This is a genomic window from Nocardia huaxiensis (genome assembly GCF_013744875.1).
GTDB classification, from domain to species: Bacteria; Actinomycetota; Actinomycetes; order Mycobacteriales; family Mycobacteriaceae; genus Nocardia; species Nocardia huaxiensis.
In genome coordinates this window covers 7,737,539-7,750,361 of the sequence record NZ_CP059399.1, presented here as the reverse complement: position 1 = coordinate 7,750,361, position 12,823 = coordinate 7,737,539, and the positions used below count along the sequence as shown (strand labels likewise).

Genomic DNA, 12,823 nt, shown 5'->3' with positions numbered 1-12,823 from the left:
CACATCATGCGTTGTCGGGGTTCGCGGTCAGATGCTCGACCAGTGGCAGGCATCGGTACTCGATGGGCGTGGCGAGCGCCAGCATCGTCTCGGTGTGCTTCACCCCCGGAATGGAATGCACCCGTTGGATGATCCCCAGTAGATCCTGCTGCGTCTGCGCCGCGATCCGCACCAGCAGATCCGACCGCCCGGTGGTCGCGTGAACTTCCAGCACATGCGGAAACTCCCGCAACGCCTCCACGATCGCATCCATCTTGTTCTGATCCAGCTCGATGCCCAGCAGCGCGTTCACCGCGAATCCGATCGCCTGCAAATCCACATTCGGCGGGTACCCCCGCACCGCCCCCGACTCCTCCAGCCGCCGCATCCGCGCCTGCACCGTGTTGCGCGCGATCCCCAGCCGCTGCGCCAACTCCAGAATCGGTGTCCGCGGATCCCGCGCCAGCTCCGCCAGCAGCCGCGAATCCAATGCGTCGATCTTGATGGGCATGACGCATTCTGGCACGCCGCGCTACCCGAACCCGGGCGCGTGCGGGCGGGATTCGGAATCCCGGCGAGCACAACCGGATAGGGATCGTCGGCCGGATCGTGCGCGAGGATCAGGTCTGGCCGCGTTCGGCGATGCGGACGAGGAGCTCGCCGGGCTCGGCGGGCGGCGACTGCCTGCGCCAGACGGCGCGGAACATGCGGGTCAAGGTGGCGTCCGCGAGCGGGACTTCGATCAGTGTGCCGGTACGCAGGTCTTCGCAGGCGATGAGCCTGCTCAGGACCGCGGGCGCGACGCCGGTGCGAGCGGTGGCCAGAATTGCTGCCGCCGAACCCAATTCGGCCGCGGGTGGGGCGGGCTGCGTGCCGAGGATTTCTTCGACGGTGTCGCGGGTGCCGGAGCCGGACTCGCGCCAGAGCAGGGCGGTGGTCGCGAGTTCGCGGACGGTGAGCCGGGTGCGGCGGCGGGCCCATCGGTGATCGGGGCCGACGACGATCACCAGGTCGTCGGAGCCGAGGACGCGGCTGGCCAGATCGGCCGGGGGATGGGGGCCTTCGACGAAGCCGAGGTCGGCGGCGGCGGAGCGGACCCAGGATTCGACCTGGCGGGAGTTGCCGACCTCCAGGGTGACCGTCACCTCCGGGCGCGCTTCCCGCAGGGCTGCCAGCCATTGCGACATCCGGTGGTCGGCAATGGTTTTGGAGGCGGCCAGGCGCAGGCGCGGGTGATCCTCGGCGCGGAGTGCGGTGACGCCGTCGGAGAAGGTCTGTGCGGCGGTGAGCATCGGGCCGGCGTGCTCGACCACCGCCTTGCCCGCGGCGGTGAGCACCGAACCTGTTGGTCCGCGGTCGAGTAACCGCAATTTCAGCCGGCTACCGGTACGGCCCGCCGGCGGCGATCGTTGACCCACGCCCGGGGCTCGAGTCGCCGACCGCCGTCGCGGGTGGTGAAAACCGAGGAGACACCATGACTTTCGTTGTCGCAGCGAGTTGCGTCGATGTTCTCGACCGGGCGTGCATCGAGGAATGCCCGGTCGACTGCATCTACATCGGGGAGCGGATGGCCTATATCCAGCCCGACGAATGCACCGACTGCGGCGCGTGTGAACCCGCCTGCCCGGTGGAGGCCATCTATTACGAGGACGACATGCCGGACGGGCAGGAGGTTTTCGTGAAGGAGAACGCGCGGTTCTTCGCCGAGACGCTGCCCGGCCGGGACGCACCGTTCGGGTCGCCCGGTGGCGGGGGAGCGCGAATGGGTGCGCTGGGTGTGGATACGCCGTTCGTGGCGGCCTACCAGCCCTAGCGCGTGGTGCCGGACCATCGACCGGGGACGGATCGCACGAAGGTCAGCACGCGGGCCAGGTGAACTCCGGATCTGTCGCGTAGTCGAGCCGGCGCTGGTCCAGGGCCATGGCCACCATCTCCCGCGCACCCGGGCCGATGATCCTGCGCACCGGCGGATTCGGCATGTTCACCAGCGACATCAGTTCGGCGGCAGCCACTTCCGGTCCGGGCTCGACCCATTCCGGCTGATGATCGGCGGCGGGCGGCGGGGCGAGCGGGTCCGGGTAGTCCGGCATGCCGAGGATGCCCGCGCGGGTGTCGGCGTAGGCGGGCAGGGCTTCGGCGAACTTCATGCTGGACTTGGCCCAGTCGGTGTCGAAGCCGCCCATCTGCGCGAGGGTGACGGCGATTCCGAAGGGCCGCAACTCATCCGCCATGGATGCGCTGAACCCTTCCAGCGCCCACTTGCTGGCGTTGTAGAGGCTGAACAGCGGCAGTGACCCGACCGCGCCGACGGTGGAGATCTGCACGATGTGCCCGGACCCCTGCTTGCGCAGGTGCGGAATCGCCGCCTGCGAAACCCACAGCGCGCCATAGAAATTGGTGTCCATCTGGGCGCGGATCTGCTGCTCGCTCAGCTCCTCGACCGCGCCGACCAGACCGTATCCGGCATTGTTCACGATTACATCGATCGAGCCGCTGATCTCGAATGCCCGGTCGACAGTGGCGATTGCGCGCTCTCGATCGCGAACGTCCAGCGGCAGCACGGTGAGCCGCTCCTGCGCGATGCCGCTCATGCTCTCCGGCTCGCGAGCGGTCGCGACCACGCGGTCACCCTGCTCGAGCGCGGCGAGGGTGAACGCCCGGCCCAGGCCCCGATTCGCGCCGGTGATGAACCATGTGCGGGTCATGTGCTGACTCCCTTCGTCGCGAGACGCTCCGTCTCGTTGGAGAAGTATGCCCAGGAATTTCGCCGCCGTCAAGACGAGACGTTTCGTCTCGTGAACTGTTACCCTGGCCGCATGTCCGAGACTCCGAGCGCCGCTCGGCGCAGCGAACGTGCACGATCGGCGATCCTCGCCGCCACCACCGAACTCATCCGCGAAATGCCCTACGCCAAACTGGGCATCGAGGCCATCGCCGCCCGCGCGGGCGTCGGCAAGCAGACCATCTACCGCTGGTGGCCCTCCAAGGGCGCCGTCGTCCTCGACGCCATGCTCGAAAGAGACTCCAGCCCCGAAGGTTTGGTCCTCCCGGACTCCGGAGACATCCGCGCCGACCTGACCCTGCTGCTGCGCGGCGCGGTCGCCGAACTCACCGACCCGGCCGTCGAAGGCTTCCTGCGCGCCATGTACATCGAGATCCAGCAGGACCCCGATATCGGCCGTTACTACCGCGAACGCCTGCTGCTCCCGCAGCGCGCCGCCGTGGCCGCCCGTCTCGCCGCCGCCGTCGAAGCCGGCCAATTGCGCCCCGACCTCGACACCGAGATCGCCCTCGACCTGCTGCTGGGCCCCATCCAGTCCCGCTGGTCCCTGGGGCTGGACGGTCTCACCGAGGAGTACGCCGACGCCATCCTGGCTGCCGCCCTCGCCCACCTCACTCCTTGAGGAGTCTCGGAAACCGTTGCGTCACAGTTGAATCGGCCCGAACTCGGCCGCGGTTCCGGCCAGGGCGCGGATGGCGGGGCTGTCGGCGGTGGAGCGCCAGGTCAGCGCCCACTGCAGGATCGGTGCATCGGGCATGGGCAGGAAGACGATGCCCGGGGGTTTGTTGTAGCGGGCGGCGATCTCACCCAGCGGATGGACGCATTGGCCGGAAGCGACCAGCGACAGGATCTCGTGAATGTTCCGTGCGATCGGCCCGCGCCGGATGCGGCGGCCCTGCGGAGTGCGGGTGGGAACCATGGACTCGACCCAGTAGGTGGGGGCGTCGGGGCCGAAGTCGGCGACATGGTTGTCGCCCAGGTCTTCCAGGCAGGCGTGACCGCGTTCGGCCAGTGGATGGTCGCTGGCGACGGCCAGCACGCGGCGGCCGACCAGCACGGTGGGACCGACGGTGAGATCCGGTTCGAGGACCGGTAGCCACAGCACGTTCACATCGTGTGCCCCGCTGCGCAGTGCGTTGAACGGGTCGACGCCATTGACCTCGCCGAAGCTGATGTCGCTCCCCGGGTAGCGGGTGCGGAACTCGTCGACCAGGGGCCGCAGTTCGTGTCCGGCGTATCCGAACACACCGACCTTCAGAGTCTGGCCGGCGCTCAAGCCTGCGGCTTCGGCGCGGGCGAGGGCGGCCTGGAGAAGATCGTGCACCTGTTGCAGGTCGGTGCGCAGCCGCCGGCCGACCGGAGTCAGTTGCACACGGCGGCTGGTCCTTTCGAACAGTGCCGTGCCGATGCGTCGTTCCTGTGTGCGAATGGCCTGGCTGACCCGCGCCTGGGACACGTGCAGGCGTTCCGCGGTGCGGCCGAAGTGCAATTCCTCGGCCAGCGTCAGGAAGATCTCGATATCGCGTAGCTCCACAAATAACTCCAGGGTTATCGATCAGTCCACGAAGCTTACGTTGATCAACTGTCGGCCTGCCGCGAAGGTAGAGGAGTCACCACGGCAGATGCCCTGGTGGACACGCTGATTCGAGAGCCGGACCCCACAGTTCCGAATCGGCTGTCACAGATTCGAGGGATGCGGTGTCTTGTGCCCGAACCCCTCATCGAACGAAGGAAGTCACCATGAGCAAGCACGAAATCGTTGTCGTCGGCGGCGGATACGCCGGTGTCATGGCGGCCAACCGCCTGACGCAGCGCGACGACGTCAAGGTGACCGTGATCAACCCCCGCCAGGTCTTCGTCCCGCGCCTGCGGCTGCACCAGCTGGTCGGCGAAACCCACGAGGCGGTCGTGAATTACACCGACATCCTGGCCGAGGGCATCGAGCTCGTGGTCGACAGCGTGACCCGGATCGACGCGACCACCCGCACCGTCGAACTGGCCGACGGCGGCAGCATCGGCTACGACTACCTGCTCTATGCGGTGGGCAGCGGCGTCCCCGCGCCGAAGGTGCTGGGTGCGGCCGAATTCGCCTACCCCGTAGCGACTTTGGAGGCCGCGCAGCGTCTGCGTTCGGTGCTGCTCGATACGCCCATGGCGGCCGCGGTCACCGTGATCGGTGGCGGTCCGACCGGCGTCGAGACCGCCGCCGAGCTCGCCGAGCAGGGCCGCAAGGTCACTCTGGTCTGCGGCAGCTCCCTCGTCCCGTACCTGCACCCGAAGGCGCGCCGCACGGCCCACAAGTACCTCGCCAAACTGGGCGTGACCGTCATCGAAGGCTCCGACGCGGCCGTCACCGAGGTGATGCGCGATGCCGTGCGGCTCGCCGACGGCCGGACGCTGACGAGCGACCTCACCATCTGGACGGCGGGCTTCGGTGTCCCCGATCTGGCCGCCCGCAGCGGGCTGAGCACCGACAAATCCGGCCGACTGCTCACCGACGAGACGCTGACCAGCATCGACGACGACCGCATTGTCGCGGCCGGTGACTCCGCCGCTCCGTCGGATCTGCCGTTCCGGATGAGCGCCTACGTCGCCTACTGCCTGGGCGCACACGCCGCCGACACCCTGCTGCACCGCGTCGCGGGCGAGCAGCCCGAGCCCGTCGACCTGGCGTTCCCCGCCATGTGCCTCAGCTTCGGCCGGGACGCGGGCATCTACCAGCTCGGCCACAAGAACGAGACGGCCATGCGCGTGTATTTCGGTGGGGCCCTCGGCAAGAAGCTCAAGGAGTTCGCCTGCAATGCCGGCATCGACCACATGGCCAAGGAGGCGAAGAAGCCCGGCGCTCACCACTGGTTCAAGGACGGCAAGTACCGCCCGACCCTGCTGCAGGCCCAGCGCGACAATACGACCGTGCCGGTCGCATAGGCCCCGTCATGGTGCGCGAGTCGACCGAAACCTTTCTGGCACACCGCAATCTGCTGTTCACCGTCGCCCGCGGGATGCTCGGATCCGCGGCCGCCGCCGAGGAGGTACTGCAGGAAACCTGGCTGCACTGGCGGACCATCGACTCCGAGCACATCGGCGACCCGCGCACCCACCTCATCCGAATCCTCACCCGCCAGTCCATGCATCGGCTGCGCTCGGCCAACCACCCCGGCGAATACGGTCCGTGGTTGCCCGAGTCGCTGCAGACCGCTCCGGACAGCCATGCCGAACTCGCCGAGACCATGTCGATGGCCCTGCAACTGGCCCTCGACACGCTCTCCCCGACCGAACGCGCCGTCTACATCCTGCGCGACTCGTTCGACCTCGGCTACGACGAAATCGCCGAAGCGGTAGGACTGACCACCCCCGTCGTCCGCGACCTCGCCTACCGCGCCCGCCGTCACATCACCGTCCGCCGCCCGCACCGTCCGGTCTCCCCGGACCGGGCCCGGGCGGCAGCCGAATCCTTGAGGCGCGCACTGGATTCCGGCGACACCCAGGCCCTGCACGACCTCCTGGCTCCCGACGCGGTCCTCGTCAGTGACGCGGGCGGCGCCGGATCCCCGGTGCGCCCGATCACCGGCGCAGCCAAGGTGGCCCGATTCGTCGCCGCCGGGTTGGGCGTCGGCGCGGCATCACTCACCTGCGAACCCGTCGACGGCGCCCCGGCCTTGACCGTCCGTGCCGACGGCGCACCCCACAGCGTCCTGGCGATGGCCCTCGACGGCGACCGCATCACCGGCCTCTACCTCGTCTGTGGCTGCTGTCCGAAACGCAGTTCGGCCCGGGCGGGAGAAGATTCTCCGGCCCGGGCCGATGAGGGTGGCTGACGGGACTCGAACCCGCGACACCCAGGATCACAACCTGGTGCTCTACCAGCTGAACTACAGCCACCATTTGCCGGTAACTTCCGGCGCGGTAAATGTTAGCGTGACACCGCCGTCAGTTCCTAATCGGCTGGTGAGGCGGGGTTTACGGCGTCATTTTCGGTTGCTGGGCGGGTGGTGGCGAGTTCGGCTGCCACGGCGGCGATCTCGGCGGTGGAGGGGCCGGGCGGGGCCACGAAGGCGGTGCGGCGGTAGTACTGGAGTTCTCGGATGGATTCCTGGATGTCGGCGAGGGCGCGGTGGGCCAGGCCCTTCTCGGGCTGACCGAAGTAGATGCGCGGGTACCAGCGGCGGGCCAGTTCCTTGATGGAGCTGACGTCGATCATGCGGTAGTGCAGGTGGGCGTCCAGGGTCGGCATGTCGCGGGCGATGAAGCCGCGGTCGGTGGCAATGGAGTTGCCGGCCAGCGGGACGGTGCGCGGGGTGGGGACGTACTGCTTGATGTAGTCGAGGATCTGCTGTTCGGCCTCGGCCATGGTGACCGTGGAGCGGCGGACCTCTTCGGTGAGGCCGGAGCGGGCGTGCATCTCGGTGACCACGGGGGGCATGGCGGCGAGGGCGGCGTCATCGGCGTGGATGACGATGTCCACGCCCTCGCCGAGGATATTGAGGTCACTGTCGGTGACGAGGGCGGCGACCTCGATCAGCTTGTCGCTGTCGAGGCGTAGGCCGGTCATCTCGCAATCCATCCACACCACGTATTTGTCGCTCACCCGGCAAAGGTTAGCCGTTTCGGCGCTGTCGTCCGGGTCACCCGGCCGCGTCGGGGCTCGGATCGCACGCGACCCGGCAGTATGGTTCCTCTCATATCCGTGTGTGACCGGCCGGTCGGCACGGTTTGCAGTGCACTCCCCAGGTAGTTCGGCAGAGCAACACGGAGGACAGCGCGATGACCACCCCTCAGGAAAAGGCAGCGGCAGCCCGCAAGGCTGCGGAGGACGCCGCGCGCATGGCGGCGGAGGCGGCAGCGGCGGCGGAGGCCGCGGAGAAGGAAGCGGCCGAACAGGAGGCTGCGGAGAAAGCAGCCGCCGCACAGGCCGCGGCCGCGCCGAGCGCCGCCGGGAAAGCGGATTCGGGGGAGGGCGGCGCGGCGGCGGAGATCGCGGCCGGATACGCCATGGAGGGGCTCGCGCTCGAACTGGGCACGGTCATCGTGGACGGTGTGGTGCATCCCGATGCGCGGGTGCGGATTCCGATGAAGACCATGAACCGGCACGGGCTCATCGCGGGCGCGACCGGCACCGGTAAGACCAAGACCGTGCAGGGCATCGCCGAGCAGTTGTCGGCGGCCGGGGTGCCGGTCGTGGTGGCCGATATCAAGGGGGATCTGTCGGGGCTGTCGCAACCGGGGCAGTCCAATGACAAGATCCTCACGCGCGCACAGGAAACCGGCGACCCGGACTGGAAGCCGACCGGATTCCCTTGCGAATTCGTGTCTTTGGGCACCGAGGGGATCGGGATCCCGATTCGCGCGACCATCACCTCGTTCGGGCCGATTCTGCTGTCGAAGGTGCTGGGGCTCAACGAAACCCAGGAGTCGACGCTGGGGCTGATCTTCCACTGGTCGGATCAGAACGGCTTCCCGCTGCTGGATCTGAAGGATCTGCGCTCGGTCATCCAGTTCCTCACCAGCCCGGAGGGCAAGGAGGATCTGAAGGGCATCGGCGGCGTCTCGGCGCAGACGGCCGGGGTCATTCTGCGCGCGCTGGTCAACCTCGAGGCCGACGGCGGCGACACGTTCTTCGGTGAGCCGGAACTGGATCCGGCCGATCTCATGCGCACCGCGGGCGGGCAGGGCGTGATCACGCTGTTCGAGCTGGGCGCGCAGGCGTCGCGCCCGCAGATGTTCTCCACATTCCTCATGTGGGTGCTGGCGGACCTGTTCCAGACGCTGCCCGAGATCGGCGATATGGACAAGCCGAAGCTGGTGTTCATCTTCGACGAGGCGCATCTGCTGTTCAACGGGGCGTCCAAGGCGTTCCTGCAGCAGGTGGAGCAGACGGTGAAGCTCATCCGCTCCAAGGGGGTGGGCGTGTTCTTCTGCACCCAGCTGCCCACCGATATCCCGAATGCCGTGCTCTCCCAGCTGGGTGCGCGCATTCAGCACGCACTGCGCGCCTTCACGCCGGAAGATCAAGCGGCACTGTCGAAGACGGTGCGCACCTACCCGAAGACCAAGACCTACGATCTCGAAAAGGCGCTCACCTCACTGGGTATCGGTGAAGCCGTCGTGACGGTGCTGTCGGAGAAGGGTGCGCCGACGCCGGTGGCGTGGGCGCGCATGCAGCCGCCGCGCTCACTCATGGACACCATCGGGGATGATGGAATCCGTTCGCGCGCACAGCAATCCTCGCTGTATTCGAAGTACGGGACCACCATCGACCGGGATTCGGCCTACGAGATCCTGGCCGAGAAGCTGGCGGCTGCGGCGGAGAAGGAACCGGAGCCCGCGCCGTCGCGCTCCCGCTCGTCCAAGCCCGCCCCGGAAGAGGAATCGATGGCCGAGAAGATCGTCAACAATACGGCTTTCAAGAACTTCCTGCGCTCGGCGGCCACCGTCGCCGGACGCGAGATCGGCCGCAGCATCTTCGGTACGCGTAAGCGCTGAGCTGTAAAACGCTGCGTGGCGGCGGCCGGAAGCCCGTCATCCCGGTGTGCCTCTTGGCCGGGATCCACCTCCCTGCTGTGGATCCCGGCCAAAAGCATGCCGGGATGACGGGGTGGCATGCCGGGCTGACGGGGTGGCATGCCGGGATGACGGGGTGGCATGCCGGGATGACGGGGTGGCATGCCGGGCTGACGGGGGAGCGTCAGCGTCCGACGTCGCGCCGCATCAGATCCTCGAGGGTTTCGCGGCGCACCAGTTCCCGCGTATGTCCCTCCCGCACAGCGACTATCGGCGGGCGGCCGACGCCGTTGTAGGAGGAGGCGAGGCTGTGGTGGTACGCGCCGGTGCACGGCACGGCCAGCACTTCGCCGGGCCGCAGGTCGACCGGGAGCCGGACGTCTCGTGCCAGGATGTCGCCCGCCTCGCAGTAGCGTCCCGCGATGGTGGCCGTCATGTGCGGCCCGGTGGGATGCCGGTTGGCCACCACCGCGTCGTAGCGCGCCCCGTACAGCGCCACGCGCGGGTTGTCGCACATGCCGCCGTCGACGGTCACATAGGTCTGCCCGTCGTCGATGTGCTTGACCGTCAGCACCCGGTACAGCGTCACCCCGGCGCGCGCCACTATGGCCCGTCCCGGCTCCAAAGCGATTCGCGGGCGCGGGAATCCGTGCCGGGCGCAGGCGGCGTCGAGTGAATCCTCGATGATGTCGGCGAGCTCCGGCAGGTTCATCTCCGCGTCACCGCTGCGGTAGGCGACCGCGTGCCCGCCCCCGAGGTCGAGATCGGTGAGCGTCACCCCGTGCTCGTCGCGAATGCGCGCCATGGCCGCGATCATCCGGCGCACCGCCTCCCCGTAGGGGAACGTGTCCGAGATCTGTGAGCCGATATGACAGTGCAGCCCGGCGAACTCCAGATTCGGTTGCCGCACAATGCGTTCCACGGCCTCGTCGAGCATGTGGCTGCCGATCGGGAACCCGAACTTCTGATCGGCCACCCCGGTGCGGACCGCCGGATGCCCATGCACGTCGATATCGGGCGTCACCCGCAGCAGCACCCGCTGCGGCGTGGTGGCCAGCGCCGACACCAGCGTGATCTCGCTGAGCGAGTCGAGCACGATGCGCCCGACTCCCGAGCCGATCGCGGTTTCCAGCTCCCCGAAGGGTTTTCCATTGCCGTGCAGCACGACGCGCCGCGGATCCACCCACGCCGACAGCGCCACGGCCAGTTCCCCGGCCGAGCATACATCGATCGAAAGTCCTTCTTCGGCAACCCATTCCGCCACCGCGCGGGTCAGCAAGGCTTTCCCCGCGTAGATGGTCTCGGCCTCCGGGAAGTACTTCCGGTAGGCCCGGCACCGATCCCGCACCTCGTTCTCGTCGAGAACATAGGTGGGTGTCCCGTACTGGTCGGCGATATCCGCCAGCGCCACTCCGCCGACGGTGATCCGGCCTTCCTCGTCGTAGTGGGTTTCCCGAGGCCAGATCGCCGAGTCCAGGCGAGGCGGTGTTCCCGACAGCAGCGACGGGAATATGTCGGCAAGCGTCACGAACTCTCCTGTGTGGGCGTCCCCGCTTTCTCTTATGCGGGGCCACCCTCAGGACTACGCCGAAACCGCGCACCCGGAACCTCCGGCTACGCGGCTTTGACGTGCTCCCGTCTTTTCTTGACGGCTTCCTGACGAGCTAGTTCTCGCCCAGCTTCTTGTAGGCCGCGCCCGCCACGAGGGAGGTGATGGAGCGCGGGCCGAACTGTCCGGCCAGGCTCATGCCCTTGCTGATCAGGCCCGGGACCACGCGCATCTTGTTACGCGCCAGCGCGTCGATGGTGATCTTGGCGGTGTGCGCGGCGGTGACCCAGATGAACTCCGGGATCTTGTTGCCGACCTCGTCCTGGTCCGGATTGTCGGTGCGCACCGGCCCGGGGGCGAGCAGCGTGACATGGATGCCGGTGTCCTTGAGCTCCCCGCGCAGCGACTCGGAGAAGGTATTGGTGAACGCCTTGCTCGCGGCGTAGGTGGTGTTGTTCGGGATCGGCATATTGCCGGCCGCCGACCCGGTGATGAGGATGCCGCCAGTGCGCCGCTCCAGCATGCCGGGCAGCACCGCCAGCGTCAGATCGTGCACGGCGACGGCGTTCAATTCCATGATGTCGCGCTCGAAGTCCAGGTCCAGCTTGGCCAGCGGGCCGAAGGTGGCCACACCGGCGTTATTGGCGAGGATGGCGATATCGCGCGAGGCCAGTTCCTTGGCCAGGGGCTGCCGGGCCTCCCGGTCGGAGAGATCCACGGCCCGCACCTCGGCGGTGATGCCGTACCGCGCGCTGAGCCGCTGCGCCAGCTGGTTCAGCAGATCCTCGCGCCGGGCGACGAGGATGAGCGAGTAGCCGCGCGAGGCGAGTTCCTCGGCGAGGGCGGTTCCGATGCCGGAGGAGGCTCCGGTGACGACGGCACGATTGTCGGCGGTGGGGAGAGGAAGACTCACGACCGGGAGCCTACCGTCAGCCCGCGTTGCGGTTGCAGGCTGTGAGGAGGATCCGTGCGCTGACGCGGCCCGAGGAGCTGCCGGTGAGGTCCTGGATCGTGGGCGCGTTGTTGGCGGCCGTCAGTGCGGCTCCCTCGGCTTCCTGACGGGTGGCGCCGGTGCCGCCGGCGAAGGAGACCGACCGTTCGGCGAGCGAGCCGCACGCGTTCACGAATCGCACCTGCACCTTGCAGGTTTCCGTGGCGCCCTTGCCCTCGTTGCAGATGGCGAGGGCCAGTTCGTCCGCGGCTTCCTGAGACGACTGGTTGACGGCGGAGAAGGTGTAGACGTTCGAGGCGGCGAGGCGATAGGCGATCGCGCCGTAGAGGTCGCCGCTCGCGTGTGCGCTGCCCGCTCCGGTGAGGGTGAGCGCACCGGCGGATGCGGTGAATGCGATGGCGGCGAACTTGCGGGACAACGATTTCGAGAGCTGAGTCATCGAGAGGTTCCTCCCCTGCTAGGAAACAATGATCTCGACGATGATCATCAGGCGTGCGCCGGAATTCAAAGCACGGCAGGGGGATTGGGATATAGCTCACAGGCCGTGAAATATCCGTCCCCGAACGGATATTCACGCCTGCGTGGAACTCGGCGGCCTAGGTGCACTGCGAGGCGATGATCCCGGCCTCGCTCTTCTGCGCGCTGCCCAGGCTGACCAGCAGCGGGTTCGGGTCCGGGCCCGAGGCGGCGAGGGCGTTGCGCTCGGCTTCGGCCAGGGTGGCGCCGGTGCCGGAGTACAGGCGGCCGTCGCGGTCGGCGACCGCGCCGCAGCCGTTCACGAAGCGCACCTGGACGCGGCAGTTGGTCCAGCCGCACTGGTCGAGGGCTTCGTCGTCGGCGCGGCCCTGGTCCTGGTAGTTCCAGGTGACGCCGATGGCCCAGCGGTCGCCCAGGTCGCCGACGGCGATGGAGCCGTAGTAGCTGGCGGCGTTGGCGGTGCCCATGCCGCCGGAGATCAGTGCGGCGGCGCCCGCCGCGACGATGCCGAAGGCGGCCTTACGAGACAGTGACATTGAGAATTCCCACTTCGATCGACAAATGCGCTGTGATCATGGCAGAT

Annotated in this window: 14 protein-coding genes and 1 tRNA gene; 5 read left to right on the top strand and 10 right to left on the bottom strand. The window is 68.0% G+C overall.

The annotated features are described in order from the left end of the window. Positions 1-4: 4 nt before the first annotated feature. On the bottom strand, positions 5-490 hold the full coding sequence (locus tag H0264_RS35505; protein ID WP_181581574.1) for an Lrp/AsnC family transcriptional regulator: 486 nt from the start codon (positions 488-490) through the stop codon (positions 5-7). 109 nt (positions 491-599) lie between these two features. Next, positions 600-1,472, bottom strand: coding sequence for a LysR substrate-binding domain-containing protein (locus H0264_RS35500; protein WP_420832129.1), 873 nt, complete (start codon positions 1,470-1,472; stop codon positions 600-602). Here H0264_RS35500 and fdxA point away from each other — a divergent pair. Further along, positions 1,454-1,792 (top strand): ferredoxin, encoded by a 339-nt coding sequence (gene fdxA / locus H0264_RS35495; protein WP_181581573.1) that lies wholly within the window; start codon positions 1,454-1,456, stop codon positions 1,790-1,792. The two genes, H0264_RS35500 and fdxA, sit on opposite strands and share 19 nt — an antisense overlap. Before the next feature lie 43 nt (positions 1,793-1,835). Here fdxA and H0264_RS35490 read toward each other — a convergent pair whose 3' ends face one another. Further along, entirely contained in the window at positions 1,836-2,684 is an 849-nt protein-coding gene (locus H0264_RS35490) for an SDR family NAD(P)-dependent oxidoreductase (protein WP_181581572.1), read from the bottom strand. Between the two features lie 111 nt (positions 2,685-2,795). Between H0264_RS35490 and H0264_RS35485 the strand changes: the two genes are divergently transcribed. Beyond that, on the top strand, positions 2,796-3,383 hold the full coding sequence (locus tag H0264_RS35485) for a TetR/AcrR family transcriptional regulator (RefSeq protein WP_181581571.1): 588 nt from the start codon (positions 2,796-2,798) through the stop codon (positions 3,381-3,383). A 21-nt stretch (positions 3,384-3,404) separates the two neighbouring features. Here H0264_RS35485 and H0264_RS35480 read toward each other — a convergent pair whose 3' ends face one another. Further along, positions 3,405-4,295, bottom strand: a complete 891-nt coding sequence (locus H0264_RS35480) for a LysR family transcriptional regulator (RefSeq protein WP_181581570.1) — start codon at positions 4,293-4,295, stop codon at positions 3,405-3,407. A gap of 206 nt (positions 4,296-4,501) precedes the next feature. Here H0264_RS35480 and H0264_RS35475 point away from each other — a divergent pair, with 206 nt between their 5' ends. Then, on the top strand, positions 4,502-5,689 hold the full coding sequence (locus H0264_RS35475; protein WP_181581569.1) for an NAD(P)/FAD-dependent oxidoreductase: 1,188 nt from the start codon (positions 4,502-4,504) through the stop codon (positions 5,687-5,689). A gap of 8 nt (positions 5,690-5,697) precedes the next feature. Beyond that, positions 5,698-6,579, top strand: a complete 882-nt coding sequence (locus H0264_RS35470) for a sigma-70 family RNA polymerase sigma factor (RefSeq protein WP_181581568.1) — start codon at positions 5,698-5,700, stop codon at positions 6,577-6,579. On the opposite strand, the gene H0264_RS35465 is transcribed toward H0264_RS35470, so the two are convergent. Further along, positions 6,571-6,643: transfer RNA gene (locus H0264_RS35465), tRNA-His, on the bottom strand. The genes H0264_RS35470 and H0264_RS35465 overlap by 9 nt on opposite strands. Before the next feature lie 55 nt (positions 6,644-6,698). Beyond that, on the bottom strand, positions 6,699-7,349 hold the full coding sequence (gene orn / locus H0264_RS35460; protein ID WP_181581567.1) for an oligoribonuclease: 651 nt from the start codon (positions 7,347-7,349) through the stop codon (positions 6,699-6,701). A 176-nt stretch (positions 7,350-7,525) separates the two neighbouring features. Between orn and H0264_RS35455 the strand changes: the two genes are divergently transcribed. Continuing rightward, a complete protein-coding gene (locus tag H0264_RS35455; protein WP_181581566.1) occupies positions 7,526-9,244 on the top strand; it encodes a helicase HerA-like domain-containing protein in 1,719 nt (572 codons plus the stop codon). Between the two features lie 202 nt (positions 9,245-9,446). Here H0264_RS35455 and lysA read toward each other — a convergent pair whose 3' ends face one another. The 4 genes from lysA to H0264_RS35435 all read right to left on the bottom strand — a co-directional run bounded on the left by lysA (position 9,447) and on the right by H0264_RS35435 (position 12,776). Further along, positions 9,447-10,790, bottom strand: a complete 1,344-nt coding sequence (gene lysA, locus H0264_RS35450; RefSeq protein WP_181581565.1) for a diaminopimelate decarboxylase — start codon at positions 10,788-10,790, stop codon at positions 9,447-9,449. A 136-nt stretch (positions 10,791-10,926) separates the two neighbouring features. Then, positions 10,927-11,724 carry a mycolate reductase gene (cmrA, locus tag H0264_RS35445; protein WP_181581564.1) on the bottom strand — a complete coding sequence of 266 codons (798 nt, stop codon included), beginning with the start codon at positions 11,722-11,724 and terminating at the stop codon, positions 10,927-10,929. A gap of 16 nt (positions 11,725-11,740) precedes the next feature. Beyond that, complete coding sequence (locus H0264_RS35440; RefSeq protein ID WP_181581563.1) at positions 11,741-12,202, bottom strand: DUF4189 domain-containing protein; 462 nt, start codon at positions 12,200-12,202, stop codon at positions 11,741-11,743. Positions 12,203-12,359: 157 nt separating this feature from the next. Continuing rightward, on the bottom strand, positions 12,360-12,776 hold the full coding sequence (locus tag H0264_RS35435; protein WP_181581562.1) for a DUF4189 domain-containing protein: 417 nt from the start codon (positions 12,774-12,776) through the stop codon (positions 12,360-12,362). Positions 12,777-12,823 lie beyond the last annotated feature (47 nt).